Source organism: Ruegeria sp. Ofav3-42, assembly GCF_022347725.1.
GTDB lineage: Bacteria > Pseudomonadota > Alphaproteobacteria > Rhodobacterales > Rhodobacteraceae > Ruegeria.
Genome location: NZ_JAKRGB010000005.1, coordinates 20,417 through 39,871, shown reverse-complemented (window position 1 = coordinate 39,871; position 19,455 = coordinate 20,417). Strand labels below are relative to the sequence as shown.

Sequence of the window (19,455 nt, the reverse complement as noted above, 5' to 3'; positions counted from 1 at the left end):
CATGCGCGCAGAAATCAGCCCAAACCGAATATCGATCAGCGACCGGTACCCAATGTTGGGGTTCACGATCCGCTCGCATGGGCAACCGCAACTGGCCGAAGTGACGTTGGTCACCGACCCTGCCTTGCTCTCTGACAAGTCACGACGATCAACGGGCAACTTCTTTTCGACCGCGTCGATGGGACCGCTGCAGATCGCGGATGGCGAGGCGGTCTATATCGTACCGGCGGAAGTGCTGGCGCGGTTTGTGGGAAGCGAACGGCTCTATTTCGCCCTTGCAACCAAGACCGTGGATGGGACCGGGCCATGGGAGGCGCAGGTTTGGCCCGATGCCGACAGCGTTTTCATATCGCTGCAAGGGCTGACGGGGCGTAGCCTACGCCGAGTGAGGATGTTCCCCAATCGCAACGCTATCCGGACGCCGGGCTATGGCGCGGCGGGCGAGGCAGGGCTGGGTTGGGCCGGTGACAGTTTGGAAGTGCCGGGCTCGGATCCAGTGAACGCGCCGCCGGACCAGACGCCGTCCAATGGCAACTCTGGCGACCAGGTGCAGAATCTATCACCTGAAGCCCCTGCAACGCCTCCGGTGCCTTACAATGACGGGTTTGGAGAGCTGCCGCCATTGCCACAGGATGAAGAACAAGACAGCAACGCGTCGTCACCCAACGCTGCTCGGTTAGAGCTGAATGACCCACGTGATGAAGTTGAAACAGACGAGATCGGCAGCGACGGCGCGAATATGGCGAAAGCTGATGCTGCAATAGCGGCTTCGCTCGGGGTTAACCAGCCTGCGGTAAGGAACGTTCGCATTGGTGAAATGACCAGCGCGCAGGCTCCGGATACGGACAGCATGGGTACCGCGATGCGGATCGCGCTGGATGCGCTGATCGCCACTAACCCTGCCCTGACGACCACCGTGGCTGCGATCCGGTTGGCCAATGCGCGGGGCCTCTCGGTTGGAATTGGCCCGTCGGTTTCCGGCGGCTTCGCTGCAGGTGGCTCGCTTGGTGCGGGCGTCATCTTTGCACCGGACAACAAGCTGGGCATCTATGGTGTCGGAGAACTGGATCTGGGTGCAATCTTCTCGCTGAGCGCCACCATTCAAATGACGATTCTGGACGGCGGCATCGACGCGTTCGAAGGGATCACATTCGTCGCCGGCTTCTCAGCCGGAGAAGGTATCGTTGGTGGTGGCGTCGCCATCTTCGACAGTCAATCCAATTTCATTGGTGTATCGGTCGAGATCGGTTTGGGCGTGGGATCGCCACTGGAAGTCTATGCAGGCGTGCAACGCGGTGTGGCGGAAAGCTTGGGCTTTGCAACCGCCTTTGGCCACGATCCGGTTCGCGCCGCATCTCTCTTGGGTGTTAACTCCGATCCTTATACGGTCGAAGTGAAGTACCGCATGTTTATCCCGTCGCCCGCGATCTCAGGGCCATTCAGCGATGACTATGGCGGAGACGGACGCGGTTTTTCCTATAGCAGCGGGTCGAGCCGGGGCGAGATTGTGGCTCAGGTGGAACTAACACCAGGTATGGGCATTGATCGGGTCCGGGTGCAGCGCCGTCATTGGGGAGAATCAAAGGCCTATGACAGTGATGACACCCATGCGGTGCAAGGCAAGCCCGGCTGGTGGCTGGGTCTGCGACAGGGCGCGACACCGACAGAAAGCAAAACCCTGAGGGCCACCAATGACAATTTCAATGTAGTCGTTGGCACTTCGGGTCGTTTTGCGATTCAAGCGGTCCTGGAGAACGCCTCAGTGGTTAGCGTTAAGGCAGAGGGCGCGATGCCGCTATCGCGTGTGGCGCCTGATATCGACGCGGATATTGCGATCTTCTTCCGCAAGCGTGGCGGGCAAATTCAGGTCAAAGCAGTTGGCCGCCATGACGGCTTCCCCTGTCATGAGCTTTATGTGAACCGCAAAGCGATCTATCGCTACGATCCCGTTCAGGCAGGCAATGGCCCAAGCTCACTTGCGGGCTGGGGCGATACCGAAGTTGCCACGAACTGGGTTAATGTTGCCTCGACCGGCGGTGCACAATCGCTCGGCATCAATGAGAGCTTCACCATCAACTGGGACGATGTACAGCAGATTGCGCAGCCCACCAGCATGAGCTGCTGGGCCGCGGCCGCGGCGATGGTCGTTGGCTGGCGCGACCAGATGAGTTTGTCGCCCAATGTAATTGCAGAAATCGTGGACCGCCCGATCCAGAAAGGCCTGAACCTTGATGATTTCGACGACCTTGCCGAGGGTCTGGGCCTGACGACAGTAGCAGGTCAAAGCTTTACCCATGAAGGTTTCCGTGACCTGCTGGAAGACAACGGGCCGCTTTGGGTCGGAGTAGCCTTGCCAAATTCGCTTCACGCGATCGTGGTGACCGGTCTTTACAATGATGAGAACGGGGATCTGATGGTCCGGGTCACCGATCCCTGGGATCGGATCGTCGGCACGCCTGGCACCCCGGGCTCGCACAAGCCGACCCACCAGACTGGCAGCCGGTACATCATGACCTGGGACGCATTCGAAGCTGAATATGCGCGGATGGGGGCTACGACGTCGGCCACATTCCAGATCTTGCACGCAGGCGGCACTCATGGTCATGAGCTGAATCGGGGCACACAAACGCCACCGCCTGGATATGCGGCTAGCCTTGGAATCAACGAGAGCTTCACAAGCAACTGGGACGACGTGCAGAAAATCGCGCAACCGACCAATGCCAGCTGCTGGGCAGCGGCGGCGGCGATGGTGGTCGGCTGGCGCGACAAGATCAGCTTGTCACCGCGCACTTTGGCGGAAATCGTGAACCGACCGGTTTCGCAAGGCCTGGACCCAGATGATATTGATGATCTGGGTCAGGCGCTTGGGCTGATACCAGTCGCCGGTCAGAGCTTCACTCATGCCGGGTTCCGGGCGCTTCTGGAAGATAACGGCCCGATTTGGGTGGGTGTCGCGCTGCCGGGGTCGCTGCACGCGATCGTGGTGACGGGGCTCTATACCGACGAGGATGGCGACCTGATGGTTCGCATCACCGATCCTTGGGATCGGATCGTCGGGACACCTGGCAGTCCGGGATCGCACAAATCGACCCATCGTACCGGCAGCCGGTATATTATGACTTGGGACGCCTTCGAAGCACAGTATGCGCGAATGGGTGCGTCAACCTCGTCGCATTTCCAGATCCTGCATGCAGGCGGCCCCCATGGCCACCAGCTGAACCGCGGATCTGCCGCGCCACCCCCGGGATATGCCGCCGCATTGTCCGAGGCGCCCGCGCCAGCAACAAATGCACCCGCAGCCAATGGCGCTCCGATGGCGATCACGCTGTCACCCGAGACCGCCCCGATCGCCCCCGCAACAGTGCTACCAATGAGCGGCCCGAACGGTGTACCGACCGACGAGCGCTGGCAGGCTGCGGTAACCGAGGTTTTGGGTGCCGAACATGTCGCGCATCTTGTCTCTGTCCCGGCGCTAGCTGCCGAACGTCAGTGGACCGTTGCAATTGGTCTCGACGACCCGCAAGGCTATGGCGCGCCAGGTGTCGGAATCGCGCCGGGAGGAACGATCTTCCGTTATGGCACGGAACCCGCAGCGAAGCCCGCGCTGAAGGACGGCCCTGCTCAGCTGCTTGTTACCATTGCCGAAGGCGCGCCTGAGCTGTTCACCCAGTGGACGCGAGCCCGGGCCTTCTCGACCGGGGCAGGTGTTACAGGAGCTGTCCTGCTGAACGGATCGGAACTGCCATTGGCGCTGGCGATGCGGCTGATGCCCAGTGCAACGCTGGTCAGCGAAATCCAGGCCATAGCAGCGGCGGTGGCCGAGGTTTTTGCTCCCAGCGCAGACCCCATGCCTGCGGTACCAACCACGCCCGAACCGTTGCCGGTTGCACCGCAAGCGCCCGCGCAAAACGGCGCGGCGGCTGACGCGCCTTCAGCGATGCCCCCAACTGCAGCTTCTGCGCTTGCCTCGGTTCTGGAGCAGGTGAGTTCTGCGCCGCAGCCGGTCCCGATGCCGGGCGGTGACCTGCCTTCAGCCGGTAGCACGATGCCCCCGCAACCCGGTCCGCAACCGGACGGCGACTTTCCACCGCCGGGGGTGAGCATCCACCGGTCGAACGTGACCCGGAACGGGGTACAATATGATCTCTTTCTGATGGATGGCAGCGTGATGCCCGAAATGCCACCAGCGGTGCAGTCACCCCTGATACCGGGTCAACAGGTGGTGCTGGATGACTGGCCTTATCTTGATGGACCGTCGGGGCGCAGCAAGGGCGGCGTTGTCCTGGACTGGTCCTATGGCGGCGGTGCCGTTGCCAATGTACGTACAGCACCCGGCAGCCCTGCAGCGCGGGACGGCTGGGCAATCGCGGTTCACACCGATGTGGGTCCAGGGCCTGAAGACGCCAATGAGGCCAAGCTCAAGGTCACCGTCCGAACCACGTTCGCCAAAGAGGGCGAGCAACCACGCACCGGTGTTTGCTGCGTGATCCTCTGTGGCTCGGGAAAACACGAGGTCGAGCACAAGGACGAGAGCCCCGCCGCGCAAATGGCGATGACATAGGGAGCCGCGCACGTGACCCGCAAATATCATCAGGGCCTTCCGCCACCGCCCGCTGCGCCATTAGCAGCGGCGGGGGCGATTGCGGCACCCCTGGAGCGTGATATCTTCGGCAACCCGATCCCACCGCATCCGAGTCAACCACAAGCGGGCATGCCTTCCTTCGGTGATCAGCAGCAGGCCCAACCGCGGCCTCCGCGCGAAAAGGCGACAGATGCACTTGGTCGCCGCGCGGGAGCGCTGCTTGATGAAATCGACTTTCCATCATTTGTGGCATCTTTGGTGGATGGCACCTTCAACGGGATTACCGACAGTGCCATTCGGCAAATGGAGGCATATTCCGATCTGATCGCAGCGGTGGCCAAACCCCTTGATCAGTTCGCCCGGGAAAACGTGACACGCAATCAGGCCCGCGACTGGCTGGCCGAGCAATACCCAAGCGATGTCGACGTCGTGAATACCGGCGCGGAATACCAGTTGACCCCACGTGCAACAGATGAGGAGGAGTTTTCCGAACCACCTTCTTGGCTGGCGGATTTCGGGTTGGAAGGCAACGAATTGTCGGGCGAGTTTCTGGAGGAGACTCTGCTGCCGGCGGCGCGGGAACGGGTCGCACAACAACGCCTGTCCACGCTGGCCACCATGGTTCTGACCGGCATGAACCGAGTGGTGGTGAGGGACGGGACAATTGGCGCGCGACTTCGGTTCCGCGCAGCGGCCTCGGACAATGTTGCGCTGGATTTTGCAACATCCAACGATCCGTCAACCGGTCAGACCGAATGGGGTAGACGTGGCGCGCGCCGGGGCGCGGCGGTTACCAAAGTGTCGACCATTGATGTCAATGCCCAGTCCGACAGTGAGTTGGAGGCACGGCTTTATGGTGATGTGAAAATCAATTTCGCTTCGGAAACGCTGCCGCTGGACCGGTTCATGGATCAGGCTGAGATGGCAATCCTTGAACGGCATTCACGCAACCGCGCGGCGATCGCGCGTGCGCAGAAACCGACCGCGCAACAGCAACCCGCGCCACAACAATCTGTCGGCCCAGCTGAGCCCCCGACCGGTCTGCCGCCCGCCCCGAATCCGCAAGGGGGGACCGGATGATGCGCCATTTACGTCCCTTGGGCGATACCATTGCCGATCTCGCGGATGGCGTCATAGTGCAAATGAAGCCCGACGAAGCGTGCACGCCCGTGCGGGTTACGTCGCTGAACATTTCGATCCCGATTGATATCTCGATAGCGCCCGAGGACGGGGCGTTCTTGGGTGATCTGCCCTTGTTCCGTCGACGCACGGCGTTCGACCCGGAACCGTCGCACCTGACGATCACATTAGGGGAGGCGCCATCATGAATGCCCCCGCCACTCTTCCCCTTGAGAACTTCATTCAAGCGGTGCAGAGCCAGCTTGACAAGGCGCAGTCGGCCATGGCGGTTAAGGCCCGCAATCTGAACTTGCCGATGACCTTTGCGATCAAGGACATCAATCTCGATCTGCGGGCGCATGTTGAATTCACGGCGGGCGAAATACGTATTCGCCCCGCCGCGGCAGACGAATCCCAAGCGAGCGTGTTTCACATTGTCTTCACCGCCATCACCCGTCCAATGATCGAAGAAAACGCAGCCGCCCTGTCGACCGACCCACAGGATCAGACGCTTGACAGTTTGGAAGATGAGTTGACCGAAGAAGAGCGGCGCAAGCTGGAATGGGTGGGCGTTCGCACAGTAGGTAAACTACGTGAACTGGAGCGCGCAGGTGAGGGCAGCGAGATTGGGCGGGTGACTAACCTGCCGGTCGACCGATTGCGCAAGGCATTGCGACGGGCAGCGGCCCCGATGGTCGAGGATATCGTACCCGTGGACCGCGCACCTGATACGCCCGGTCGGCTGCGCCGGATCCTGAAGCTTCGTGGCCGCAATCTGACCGAAGAAGGTCAGACGCCGTCGGTCCGTATTGACGGACGACCGGCGCCCATCCTCAAAGCCACTCCTAATGAGATATTGCTGGCGCCCGAGCAGGATCAATGGGCGGGTCAGATCCACGTGGCGGCAGCGCCGGATCTGTCCACCACGATGAGTTTCGACTTGGCGGCCTTCGCCAATGCCACGCCTGTGGCTGGGGATGAGCCCCCATCTGAAGCGTCGGCCAACGGAGTCTTCCCTCCTGTACCGGAGGCGACATCATGAACCTTTTGATACCATGGGCTGACCCTAGTGACCGGGTGTATTCAACACCTACAAGTCTGTTAATCAAACTGCGACTGGGTGAAGCACCGGAACATGTCCCGGCGGCGCTGGACGTCCACGAATGCTGCCACGATCCAGCCCATTCTCTGGATGGCGGGCCCATCGACCGGATTATGCGGTGCCACGCGGGCGCGATGCGGGCGGCGCATCTGCATTGTGCCGCTCGAAACCAGCGGCGCAGGGGTCATCGGCATAACGGCTATGACGATGTCGAACAGGTCACCGGTGTGGCGCGGTCCTTTTTCATAAAAGTGCCGCGCGGCGCACCGATTGCGCAGATCTGTGACCGGTTGCGACAGATTTCCATCGTGGAATGGGTCAGCCCAAACTACCTGATCACGCAGACACTGGACAAAGAGCCGGGGCTGGAACGCCCGTTGCTCACCGATGATCTCGATGCCTGGGCCCCTCGACATCTGGTAGGACTGCCCGAAGCGCTGGCACATGAGCCCGGACAACCAACGGTATCGATCGGCTTGATTGACAGTGGCATCGCCCATGGTCACCCGGAAGTGAAGGGGCAGTTGCGCGACGACGGGTACGATACAGTGAACCTGCAACAGACCGACGTGGCTCCGGGCGTGCGCCTGTTGGGCGATTACACTGAAAATGACCCCAATCCTTACGATGATTTCGTGGGTCACGGCATGGGTTGCGCGGGCATCATGGCCGCCAAAGGAGTGCATATGCCGCCAGGCCTTGCAGGGGCCTGCCAAGTGTTGCCGATGCGGGCCCTGGGGGCGGCAAAACTGCCCGACAAGGTGTTGCCGGTCGGCCTTGGGGCACTATCCGATCTGGATCTGGCGATTACCCTAGCTGTGAACCAGGGCGCAAAGGTTTTGAACCTGAGCTTTGGCACCAGCGACGAGGCGCTGACACCGTCAAGCCCGCGCCCACATGCCGACACGATACGCTACGCTGCCGAGCGCGGCTGCATCCTGATCGCAGCATCGGGCAATTCCGGGGCCCACGAACGGTACTGGCCCGCAGCCCATCCCGAGGTGATAGCGGTAGGCGCGGTTGATGCTGCGGGTCAACCTGCCTCGTTTTCCACGAAAGGGGACCACGTCGCAATATCGGCTCCGGGCGCGCGTATCCTGACAACATCGCTTGGCAGCTACCAATATGCCACCGGCACCAGCTTTGCCGCGCCTTTTGTGGCGGCGGCCGCGGCGCTGTGTGTTTCGCGCGCCTCCCGCATGTCCCGGTCTGTGACCGGTCCCGAGATGCGTCAAATCCTGACACGCTCTGCCCGGCCGTTCCCGCACGGGACCCGACATTCCGGCGCAGGTGTGGGCATTCTTGATGCCGCAGCCGCGCTGACAACCCTGGACGAGATGATCGTTCAATCACCCGGACCGATGGGAGGGCAGCATGTGCAGTAAAATTGCCCGCACCAACGGCTCCATCCCGCCATCGAGCACAATCAAGGAGACTTGACATGGCCCTTCATAAAATCCGTTTCCGCGATATTGCATTGCGGGAGGAAAAGGAAAATCGCACCTTACGAAACCGCAAGGCGCAATTGGACAAGAAGGTGGCAGACAATCTGCCGCTTTCGCAGACCGAACGGGACGAGCTGGACCGGATCAACAAGGTCCTGCACACCGTCCAGACGTGCAGCAACCCCAGCGAGCTGACAGACGGCCTGTTTGTGGCACAGCGTTACCTGTCGCTTGACGAAGATTGCGACGACAAGGCAATCCTTGTCAGCCATGACGATGGGCAGCTGGTATTTTATCAACTGACGCCGGACAGCAGCGCGAAGTCCAAAAAGCTCAGCAAGGTCACAGCTCCAAAGGATGATGACATTGTGCTTGCTGCGTTGACCTACGGGCTGATGTCCATCGACGCAGTGCAGGCACCGCCCGTCTACGTCGCATCCCAACCTACGGTAGCAGGTTTTTCCATTCTGCCTGACCGTTCTGACAGCCGCTGGAACGCGCTTTCTCAAGCCTACTATTCCGCTTTGGGCGAAGCCAAAGGAATGGAAGATCTGGCACGGCTTGTACTGCCGATCCTGGCAGAAGAAGGAGACTCGGATGGAGCTGGCGGCAAGTCTCCCGTCGTACTGACGACCGATCTTGCCAAAGTGTTGCGCGATATGCGTCGGCGCGGGATTACAGCAGACGAAATTCAGCTGCGTCGGCGCGTCAACGAAGCGCTGAACCGCTTCCAGCATATTGATGAGACGGGTCCCTACACCCGGGTCATTACACGGGATAACGGTATCAACCCGCCCGATCTGGAATCTGTCGAACGATACAACCTGATGCCCGACAATATCCGTTTGATGGGCGTGATGATCGTGGCGGCCATGTTCGACGAAATTCGGGCACTGCAATCTCTGGATTACATCGTCGAGTCAAGTCAGCGCGGCGATCTGGTGCTTGGATCCTCGGATGTAGGCCAATGGCTGTTCAACTATTGGCGCGATGCGCCCAACCGGTTGTCCGATCTGGAGCGGCGAACATTCTGCGCGCAAACCATCGGTGTTCCCGGTGGCGAGCCGGGCACGCGGCGGAATTCAGATTTCCAGCCGTTGATGATGCATATGTGCTCGAACATCTCAAAGCTGATCAACATGCATCGCGATGCGGAAAACCCGTCCTATATCTTCCAGCAACGTGCCCGCAAATCCTGCCGGGATCTGGCTGCCAACTTGTCGTTGCACGGCTATGGCATGGCGTATTACGCGGCGGGCGAGCTGCAAAAGCAGCTGAACTTCGTGATCGATGTTCTGGGACATCCCGAAATCAAGGCCAATTTCGCAGCGCGCGACATGTGGCAGGTAGTCGATCAAATCAACACCCTGCATCTGCCGGGAGGACCAAAGAACACCCTGAAATATCAGACCCTTGCGACCTGCGGCACCATTATCACCGCATGGCTGGCGAACAATGCCCGCCACATCATGTCCTCAACAGGTCAGTTGCTTGATATGGGCGAGGTGCGCAATCCGTCCCCCTATCCACCGGGACAGAAGGCCATAACCCATCCCAACGATTTCGATTTCGTCAATGCCTGCGAGCTTTGGCTATCGGAAAGCGGCATCCCCGACACACGCACGCAAGAATATGCAGCAATGCGCGAAGCGCCCGAGCAAACCTCGCGGCCGATACAGATGCCGTCGGTGGTTCAGGACATGCTGGGCGATATCGGCGATCTGGGTGTGGGTCTCAACCGTCAATAGGGCTTTGCGCATAAGGAGGAAGTGTCATGTTTACGCAACCCCTGGCCAAACAGGTCACGCGTGAGTTGTCGCGATGGGCCAATCACCTGCACACGGCGGATCCGGCAGGAGATTTGGACCCGTTGATCCGTAAAACCTTCACCCGGGAAGATCCCGCATTTTACGCCCGAAATATGCTGATGCCGATGGCGTTGCCGGTTGAACCATCCTTTTCCGAAGATCAGCCGGATACGATGCGGGTAACCTTGCAACCTTTGCCGCCGGACGCTCCCGGAGTGGATCGCCGTGATGAAGTAACCTCTACCATGCGGCATTTCGTAGACGGGCTCGCCGGGCGCGAAGCCGTGCGGTGGTTCGACCGGATATCGGAACCGCATCGGGGCTTTCAACACAATACGGCCCTGAATTACGGCGCCTTTTTTGGCACCGCCCATGACCGCAACGGCTTGCACACATCCAAAGTCTACTACGAAACGCCCGAGGGGCGCGGCGCGATTGAGGGGTTACCGACCGAACTCGTGCGGGTAGTGATGACCGCGATGCAGGGCATTCCGGGTCTGACGCCCCTTTTCACCACTATTGCGGCCCGGCGCGACGCGGGCGAGCAGAAGCTGACCTTTGCATGCACCGCCCCCATCAAGCTGGCCGATCTGCAACCTACGCTGGATGTACTTGGCCTGGGTCATCGCCTTGGCGGCATCATGCAGACGCTGGGGTTGGTGCTGGGCGGACAATTTGAGCTGCCCGCGCACAGCGCATTGATGGCGTTTGGTCACGGCCCGCATGGCCCGGACTTCGAAATCTATGTGCTGCTGAGTGCCATTGACGATGTGCCGCCGAGCTTCCTCAGCTTGCTGACCATGGGGCTGAACGAACGGCCCCGGGCATTGCGGGCGCTGGAACGCTGGATGGGCGCATTGACGCCCGAAGATGACTATTGGCCCGGCCGGTTCTCGATCATTTCCCTGCGCACCAACCGGTCCAGCCCGCCGCGGGTGAGCCTTTATCTCCGTCCAGCCGAATTTGAACTTACGACGGCCGAGCAATCCGCCGCCTGAACCAAGGAGCGCGCGTTATGTTTAGCAATACTAAGGCCCCACCTGCTGCCGCAGCCGGCACAGAAACTCCTCCACCGGACCGTAGCGTACGTCAGGCGGTTCAGGAGCTGTTGGCGAAGTCCGAGGCGTTCCAGGCGCTGGAAGCTGGTGAGCAAATGCAATTTGCAAAAAACATGGTCAAAGTGGCTGACTTTCTTGCTCGGCCAATGGGGGTTGATGGCAGAAAGATCCCGGGAGGGTTTGGAACAACGGCGCAGCCCCTGGCTGATGGTGACAATCAAAACTTGTCGGCCCCTGAATCCACGTTCACGGAGCGCATGGAAGCAGTCAATGCAATCCAAGATGAACCGTTCAAGGCCGAGGCAGCGCGCGAAGGAGCCGCTGTTGCAGGCCTGTTGATGGACGAGGTTGATTTTCCGGAATTTGTCGGAGGATTGATTCAGGGCGTTTTCCAATCGATCGTGACGTCATCAATGGAACAGATGGACCAATACGGTGAGTTGATCGCATCCGTTTCAAAAAGCTTGGATAGCTTCATGGATGAAAACGTCTCGGAAAATCAGGGGCGCGATCACTTGGTCGACAAGTTTCCTGATCTGTTCGAGATAGGAATGGACGATTGGGGTGGCTTCGGAGACGAAAAGGCATCGCCCAAGCTGAAGCTCCGCAATGGCGTAGACGAGAGTGACGCCCTGCGACGGGTCAACAACTCGATTACTTTCGAAAATGGCGAGTTGAAGTCGCTGGATCTGAGCGACGAACAGGTCGAAAAAGCACTGGTGCACAACGCAAGACTGCAATTGGCGAAACAACGCCAGCAAATGATGGCTTCGCTCATATTGATGGGCATCAATCGGATTGTCGTAACGGACGGACGGATTTCCGCCAAGATCATGTATGACTTCAGATCCATCGACACACAAAGCACCAGACGCAGCGCAGTGGCGATGGATCACGCTCGCGATGCCGAAGGCAACGTGCAGATGGCGCGGTCAGGCGAAGGCAGTTTCGAAAGCGAGCGCGACGTGAGTTACGAAGGCGGCAGCAGTTCCGGCCGCGGACGGCGCCGCCGTTCCAAAGGCGCGCAATACGACGCCAGCTATTATTCCAAGGGAGAGTACAAGTACAAAAACAAGCCTATCATCACTGCCAAGGCCAGCGCGATGAGCGGCTCAGAAAGCCAGATCCAGACAAAGGTGCAATTGGCAGGCAACGTTTCGGTCAACTTCAAATCCGACTACCTGCCGCTTGAGAAGATGGCAACGCCGGGCATGATTGCGGCGATTCAAGGCAATTCGACCCCGGTTGATCCCAACGTTCTGCCCTCTGCCCGACAGGCGCCACAGACCGGAAGCGACGGCGCCAATACCGGACAGCAGACACCGCCAGCACCCGGCACGCTTCCCGCACCGACATCATAAGGGGGGCCGTGATGCAGCCCGCCACCAAAACTGACTGGACCAGCCCTGCCGCACTGGACGCGGCGCGGCGACAGACACGCGCCTTCTTGCAGGCCTTGCCCACCTTCGATGCGCTTAGCCAGGCAGAACGTCAGAAGATCGCTGGCGACACCGCGACGGTGCTCAGCTACATGACTGACCCGGACGGAGTGTTTTCCGAGCTGGACGAGAAGCAGGGTCAACCCACACCGCGTACTTCCGAAACCCCTCAGGCAGGGGCATTGTCTGACGCTGTCGACGCCACAAGGCAGGCATTGTCCGAAAGCCCCGGGTTTGCCGGGCAAGACTTTGTTGCCGGTGCGGTGGAACAGGGCGTCGAACAGTATGGCGAGTTGATCCAGAAGGTTGATTTTCCCAAATTTGTCGGCGGACTTATCACCAATGTATTTCAGGCAATGGTCGAAGCCAGCATCGAGCAGATGCGGGCTTATGGCGAACTGATCGCAAATGTCGCCAAGACAGTCGATCAGTTTATGGTCGACAACATCAGCCAAGGCGCGGGGCGCGACTATCTGGTCGATAAATATGCGGGCGATCTGGGGATCGGGATCACCTCCGGGGCCGACAGTTTCTTCGAAGGCGATGGCGCGGCTCAGACCCAGGCACGGTTGGAGACAAGGGGTGAAGAGCCCGAAGTTGCGCTGGCACGTATCAGCAAGGAAATGAACATCAATCCGCCGATTATGGACATTTCTGATTCCGATGCAGAGCTGAGGCTGGTCACTGCCGCACGCCTGGAAATGGCCAAAACGCGCCAACAATTACTCAGCTCGATGGTCATGCTTGGGATTAATCGGATTGTTGTGACCGATGGGTCCATCCGTGCCAAAGTGATCTTTGACATGCGTGCCGAGGACACTGCAAATCGGCGTTATACCGCCTCGATGCACGATCAAAAGACCGACCGCTCCTCGATGCACGCACGTGCGGGTTATGGCGCGTGGTATTCACCGGTATCGGGCTCGATCGGAGCCGAAAGCAGTTCCGAGCATGTGGCCACCGTGGGATCGGCCGTGGACGAGACATCGGAAAGCAAGGCCGAGGTCAAATCCCGGTTGTCGGGCGAAGTGAGGGTCAATTTCAAATCCGACTATCTGCCACTCGAAAAGATGGCAACACCGGGCATGATCTCGACCATTCAGGGCAATTCCACCCCGTTCAATCCCAATTCGGGACCAGCTGATGGAGGGCGCTGATGACGTGCAAACCATTGTTTAGCAGGGCGCTGGCGGAAGGGGTATCACCCGAAGACGCGCTTGAACGCCTTATTGCGGATGGCAGCCGCCACGCGGCTGCCGCGCAGGCCTCGGTCTTTGCGGTGGGGCTTGATGTTCTGGGCGACATCGATCTGCCCCCCAGCGCCGCGCTGCAAGTAGACCGGGCCCAGATGCGGGCGCTTGGAGCGCTGTATCTGGCGGCAGATCTGGAACCTGCCGGCATTATTTCGTCTGTTGAGGGACTTGCATCACTTACGGCCACCGGTGCCATTGGTCTTGATCTTGGGCCGGTGGCAGAGCCACTGCATGAGTTCTGGCGCAAGCGCAATCACCGACCCGATCCGCGCGAACGGTCGGCGTTCTATGCCCGCCTCTTTGGCTTGTCTTACGGACCAGTCCCGGCTGATGGCATCGCCAACGCCGCCTTTGAGGGGCTCATGCTGGAGATGTGCGAGGCGATTTACCGGCTTGACGAAAGGGCCGCCCGTTTTGGAGATCATGCCCCGTCGGCCAACACCGCACGAATCCGGTCTGCGGCCCGCAACCTGCTCGGCAACTTGTCTCGGGCCGGTGGCGGCGTGACCCCGTTTCTCGCAACCGAACTGATGGCCGCGCTCAACGAGGCGTTGGCGGTTCTGAAACACCCGCACATGCGTGGTCTGTTCGCGGCGCGCGATATCTGGGGGGTGATCGCGGGTATCCAAAGACGCATGCGCATCGCAAATGCCGATCCGCGCGTCTTTGTCGACCGAGGCCGAGCAGGCATGTCAGTCATCGTCTGGCTGGCCGACGCGGCCGAGCGCCTACGCACCTATGGTCAGCCCATTCTTGCACCCGGCGATCCGATCATCGCGTTTGCGGTGGACTGGCTGCAGGCCTCGCTGACCATCAGCGAACGCCATGCGCGCGCCTCGCCGCCCACGCCGCGGCCGCCTGCACAAGGCGGTTTGTGGCAGCCCCATCAGCCCGCAGGTGGCGGCGGCTATGCGTCGGATTGGTCGCATCTGGGATTCTGACGCCATGAATATGGACGCCAACATCACCGCCGCGCCAAATGGGCCCCGCGACGATGTGCGACAGAGCGTACGCGCGCTGTTGACAGCGGCGTCCGGGTTCGACCGGCTGGACCCTGACACGCAACGGCAAGTTGCGCAGTCGCTGGTGCGGATTTCATCGACGGCTTTGAACCTTGCGAAAGAAGCGGGTGCCAACCCACCCTCCCCCTTGCCGCGCAAGGTACGCACGCCTTTGGCGCAAGCACAAAGCGCGGCGGGCGCATTTTCCAATGCAGCCGTGGATCAGATCGCACCCCAGACCGAACGCATTTTGAACGCGGTATCGTTCCCGCGTTTTGTCGGCGAATTGATCACCGGCGTTTTCAAGGCTCTCAACGAATCCAACCAGCAGCAAATCGAAAGCTATGTGGAACTGATCCGTAATGTGGCTGCATCAACAGATGGGTTCGCGGATGCGAATGTTGGTGAAATGGGCGCGCGCCAATGGTTGGTGGAACGGTTTCCCGGCAGCTTCCGGATCGCAGGAGATGACGAGCCCGGGTTTGATGACCCCGCCGGGATGACAGCCGACGAACGCGCCGAATGGCAGGCAGAGCGCGCAGCCAACCAGCGTCTGGAACTGGCACCCGGTGCGGAAATGCCGACGGAAGCCGCGTTGCGGACCGCGCTTGGAGCGCCGCGCGGGGCTTCGCTGCCGACCGGCAATCCCGAAGCATTGGTCCGGCCCGTGCGGGCGCTATTGGCGCGCAATCGACAATCCATGTTGGCCAGTATGGTCATGATGGGAATGCAACGCATCGTGATCGACAGCGGAAGGCTGAATGCGTCGATGCGGTTTCACATAGACGCAACCAGCGCGGCCTCGGATGATCGCGGGTCGCGCTTTGATGTACGCAACGAGGTACAGGCCGGAGTGAAGGCACAATTTGGTCCCTGGGGAGCGTCGGCCAAAATGAAGAACACAATCGGCTACGTCTCGACCGAACGTACGCAGACCGAACAGGAACTGAATGCCGAACTGGATCTCGACAGCTCGGTCGAACTGATATTCCGCACCGACTATGTACCACTGGAACGGCTGGCTGGCACAGGGGATGTGAACCGTATCCGGGTCAATGCGCTGAACCCGACCGAGGAGGCGCGGATCGCGCAGGACCGTCGCGCCGCCCGCGAACAGCGCCGCACCAGCCAACGCAACAAGCGAGCGGAGGAGCTTAACAGAGGCTTACAGCCAACGGAATTGCCCGGCGATGACGAGGCATTGGACGTTCCCGATCCGACAGGTGCTCAGGACAGCACCGAAGAAGGTTCGAACGATGATCAGACCAGCGACGACGGCAGCGGTGGCGATGCCAACACGGACGAGTCGACCACCAACAGCACGACAGAGGGTCAGGGAGGAACAACAAATGAAGATGAGACAACCACCACATGATCCTCGACTGGAACAGATAGGAGGCCTAGCCTGTACTGGTCGATATGCGGTGACACAATGATTCAGCCGGCACTCCGACTTAAGACTTCCTCAGCGCTCCAGATCAGCGCTCAGCTTTGCAGGTCCGCAGAGTTGTTGCAGATGGACGGCGAGGCGCTGGCACGCCATCTTGTTCGCGCTGCCGCACGCAATCCGTTTCTGCGATTGCGCAACCCGAAACCTCCTAACAGGATAGCAGCGGAGAATGTCACGGCAACCGATAGCCTGTACGCCCATGTCTTGCAGCAGATCCGAACCGCGTTTCGCGATCCCTGCGAATTGCGCGTTGCCATCGCGCTGACCGAAGCGTTGGAACCGACTGGCTGGCTGGGCCGCGATCTGACCCGGATCGCCGACGAAACAAAAGTCACACTTGTCAAAGTTGAACAGGTTTTGACTCGCTGCCAGCAGCTTGAACCCACAGGGGTTTTTGCCCGCAACCTGGCCGAATGCTTGCGACTGCAATTGATTGAATTGGGCAAGTTACAGCCAAGGACCGAGCGGGTACTTCGCAATTTATCGGCAATTCTGGACGGGGGCGCTGATGCGCTGGCGCTGGCAACGGGCCTTGCGCCGGAACAGATCGAGGAAGCGCTTCGCGATATTCGTCTGTGCGATCCCAAGCCGGGTGCGTCCCTACAACCACCCGATCCGACGCTGCGGCGCCGCCCGGACGTGCTGGTGTTCAGAGACGGGGACAACTGGTTGATCGAACTCGATCGCGAGGCTCTGCCCCGGCTCAGCCTGTCGGAGTCGTCCGATGGCGAAGACCCGGCGTTTGTCCGATTGCAGGCAGATGCCCGATCCCTGATCGGTGCTGTCCGATTGCGCAACCAAATGACCTTGCGCGTGGCTCGGGCGGTCGTGTCCTCTCAGATCGGCTATCTTGAGCGGGGGACCGAGGGACTGACCCCTTTGCGTCGGTGCGACATCGCGCAACGGCTTGAAATCTCCGAAAGCACCGTCAGCCGAGTCGTCCGAGGCTTGCTCGTGCAGACCCCTCGCGGCCTGATAGATCTTGCACGCTTTTTTTCTCGTCCGCTCGGGCGCAGTGGCGGGCCAACTGAATCTCGCCGGCATCTACAAGAGCGGTTGCGCCACCTTATACTTACCGAGGATTCCAACCGACCGATGACCGATCAAGACCTTGCTCATGAACTTGCTCGGTCAGGTGCAAGAGTGTCCCGTCGCACGGTGGCGAAATACCGTCAACTTCTCGAGTTCCCTGGAGTCCACGAGCGATCGAGACCTTGAGAGTGCCGTCAGACGAATTCGAACCAGTCTCAGTTAGGCCAATAGGGCTGTCCTCTATATGCCCGTTGGCCAGCAAGTACATTGGAAGCCTTCGAGGCACGAGCGCAACACAGGTACACAGAAGATCTTTACTGCATCGTTGGTCACCTTAATCCAATCCACCCTGATTACATCGGCCAGAAGTTGGATGAGTATTTACTCTTTCAGCTGCAAGACGACGCTGGCTTGCGAGTTGAGCGAGGGCAAGCCAGTGGTCCTCTCCGGTTTCGAGGTGTTTCGCGTGCAGGTCGGTGGCTCTCTCCAGCACCCGCGCAATCTTCGCTTCGTTTGCCTGCTGATTGGATTGATTGCGGCAATCATAAACTTGCCCGTTGCAAAGACAAATGTAGTGCCGTAGCACGTTGATGCCCTGCTCAGCGCTCAACACAATGGGTAATTTCGCTATGTAGTTTCCGCCGGGGAGCAAGGCTACCGCCCCGGTCAAGGAATTCGCCGCAGCTTCGACCTTTTGCCGTGCCGGCACAACCAGGTAAAGGTTGCCCGCATAGATGATCAGATACACTTTTACTCGCAAAGAAACTAATCGATGAGCTTTCGAACCAAACAGAAGGGGAACCAAGGGACTTTTGGCGCAATTTGGTTGTCGGTCAGACCGAAGTTTGGCGGGATCGGGTTCGAATGGAGTTGAAACAGTACTCAAAGGCCGCGCGCACCAAAAAAAAAGCTTCTTTCACGGAGTGGCCGGACACCGTCGCATCATCAACTTCAATCCGGCAAAATCACGCGGTGGGGACTGCCCAATGGTGACGCCCCATCGACCCATGTTTCTGGCTGGCGCGGCCTGGGCGATCGTAGGGGTTGGCATTGTCGGCTGGGACACGGGTATTGATCTGACGCATTCGCCGCTTGGTAACCGGTGGGCATGGCACGGCCATGAGATGGTTTTTGGGTTCGCCGCAGCCATGTTTGCTGGCTACGCACTGACTGCGATGCCAAGCTGGTCCAGTGGCGCTCGTATGTCGTCCCGGAGTGTTGCTCTCCTTTTGATGCTTTGGCTCCTTGCCCGGCTGACTGCGGCAGGCGCATTTGGAACCGATCCCGCCTTGGTCGCGGTAGGAACTGCAGGCTTTATGGGCTTTGTGACGCTGACCCTTGCGTGTGCGGCATTGCGACCCCCATCCATCAAAGGCGCGGGTTTTGCGGCTTTTGCGCTGACGATGACCTGTATCCAGATCGCAGTGCTTCAAGGTAGAGCTATGCCGTTCCTCCCGGTACTGGGGTTTGCCGCCCTACTGTCGGTCGTCGGCGGCCGGATGGTTGCGGCCTTCACCTGGAACAGGCTGAGTTGCACTGCTCCTTACGCCAGGCGCTTCAATTTGGCGAAGCTGTTCGGATACGCTTCTGCTGCGGCACTCCTCGTTGCACTCATACTGGACACATTTGGAATCGCATCCAACTGGGTCTTTGCAGGTCTGGTAGTTGCTGCCACAACCGAGGCGGCCCGATTGTTGATTTGGCTTTCTACAGACACTTTCAGGGACTCTTTGCTAAACATGCTGAGACTGGCCTACTTTTGGCTGCCAATAGGTCTGTTGCTGGTGGCGCTGAGCAGGGCAGATTTCGGGGACCCGCCCGACAGCGCGGCCCTGCATGCGTTAACCGCTGGGGCGATCTCCTGTTCAATCTATGCAGTCGCTTCGCGTGCTGTGGCGCGACGCGACAATCAATTGCGGCCGCCTTTGATCGACCTAGTCGGTTTCGCGTTTTTATCTGTAGCTGCTGCTATGCGTGTATTCACCCCTAACGATGCGCAAGGGTACGCTGTGGTGCCCCTGATCTGGTGCATAGCCTGGGCCATTTTTTTGCTGCGGCATAGTGCGGCCTTACTCCACCCCGAACCCCGGCCAGTTTTCAGCGGTCCGAAACGATCCACCGATGGCGAGTCTGAAAGCGCGTGACCGCTGCATTTGCCCCGGTTAG

Annotated in this window: 14 protein-coding genes; 13 read left to right on the top strand and 1 reads right to left on the bottom strand. The window is 59.8% G+C overall.

What is annotated here, in order from left to right:
* The first annotated feature begins 1 nt into the window (after window position 1).
* The 12 genes from MHN28_RS09265 to MHN28_RS09210 are packed head-to-tail and all read left to right on the top strand — an operon-like array spanning window position 2 to window position 17,475.
* Window positions 2–4,561, top strand: coding sequence for a papain-like cysteine protease family protein (locus MHN28_RS09265; protein ID WP_239338264.1), 4,560 nt, complete (start codon window positions 2–4; stop codon window positions 4,559–4,561).
* 12 nt (window positions 4,562–4,573) lie between these two features.
* Window positions 4,574–5,662 (top strand): hypothetical protein, encoded by a 1,089-nt coding sequence (locus MHN28_RS09260; protein ID WP_239338262.1) that lies wholly within the window; start codon window positions 4,574–4,576, stop codon window positions 5,660–5,662.
* Window positions 5,659–5,910: a hypothetical protein gene (locus tag MHN28_RS09255; protein WP_239338260.1), complete on the top strand. Its 252-nt coding sequence runs from the start codon at window positions 5,659–5,661 to the stop codon at window positions 5,908–5,910. Before MHN28_RS09260 ends, MHN28_RS09255 begins: the two co-directional genes overlap by 4 nt.
* Window positions 5,907–6,743: a hypothetical protein gene (locus tag MHN28_RS09250; RefSeq protein WP_239338258.1), complete on the top strand. Its 837-nt coding sequence runs from the start codon at window positions 5,907–5,909 to the stop codon at window positions 6,741–6,743. Before MHN28_RS09255 ends, MHN28_RS09250 begins: the two co-directional genes overlap by 4 nt.
* Entirely contained in the window at window positions 6,740–8,188 is a 1,449-nt protein-coding gene (locus MHN28_RS09245) for a S8 family serine peptidase (protein ID WP_239338256.1), read from the top strand. Before MHN28_RS09250 ends, MHN28_RS09245 begins: the two co-directional genes overlap by 4 nt.
* 56 nt (window positions 8,189–8,244) lie before the next feature.
* Window positions 8,245–9,996, top strand: a complete 1,752-nt coding sequence (locus MHN28_RS09240; RefSeq protein ID WP_239338253.1) for a hypothetical protein — start codon at window positions 8,245–8,247, stop codon at window positions 9,994–9,996.
* A 26-nt stretch (window positions 9,997–10,022) separates the two neighbouring features.
* On the top strand, window positions 10,023–11,054 hold the full coding sequence (locus MHN28_RS09235) for a hypothetical protein (RefSeq protein WP_239338251.1): 1,032 nt from the start codon (window positions 10,023–10,025) through the stop codon (window positions 11,052–11,054).
* A 17-nt stretch (window positions 11,055–11,071) separates the two neighbouring features.
* Entirely contained in the window at window positions 11,072–12,475 is a 1,404-nt protein-coding gene (locus tag MHN28_RS09230) for a hypothetical protein (RefSeq protein WP_239338249.1), read from the top strand.
* 11 nt (window positions 12,476–12,486) lie between these two features.
* A complete protein-coding gene (locus tag MHN28_RS09225) occupies window positions 12,487–13,710 on the top strand; it encodes a hypothetical protein (protein WP_239338247.1) in 1,224 nt (407 codons plus the stop codon).
* Window positions 13,710–14,747: a hypothetical protein gene (locus tag MHN28_RS09220; protein ID WP_239338245.1), complete on the top strand. Its 1,038-nt coding sequence runs from the start codon at window positions 13,710–13,712 to the stop codon at window positions 14,745–14,747. Before MHN28_RS09225 ends, MHN28_RS09220 begins: the two co-directional genes overlap by 1 nt.
* A 4-nt stretch (window positions 14,748–14,751) precedes the next feature.
* Window positions 14,752–16,182: a hypothetical protein gene (locus MHN28_RS09215; RefSeq protein WP_239338243.1), complete on the top strand. Its 1,431-nt coding sequence runs from the start codon at window positions 14,752–14,754 to the stop codon at window positions 16,180–16,182.
* Window positions 16,183–16,239: 57 nt separating this feature from the next.
* Entirely contained in the window at window positions 16,240–17,475 is a 1,236-nt protein-coding gene (locus MHN28_RS09210) for an RNA polymerase sigma-54 factor (protein WP_255732388.1), read from the top strand.
* Window positions 17,476–17,623: 148 nt separating this feature from the next.
* On the opposite strand, the gene MHN28_RS09205 is transcribed toward MHN28_RS09210, so the two are convergent.
* Window positions 17,624–18,037, bottom strand: a complete 414-nt coding sequence (locus MHN28_RS09205; RefSeq protein ID WP_239338239.1) for a hypothetical protein — start codon at window positions 18,035–18,037, stop codon at window positions 17,624–17,626.
* Window positions 18,038–18,275: 238 nt separating this feature from the next.
* On the opposite strand from MHN28_RS09205, the gene MHN28_RS09200 reads away from it, so the two are divergent.
* Complete coding sequence (locus tag MHN28_RS09200) at window positions 18,276–19,433, top strand: NnrS family protein (RefSeq protein ID WP_239338237.1); 1,158 nt, start codon at window positions 18,276–18,278, stop codon at window positions 19,431–19,433.
* Window positions 19,434–19,455: the final 22 nt, after the last annotated feature.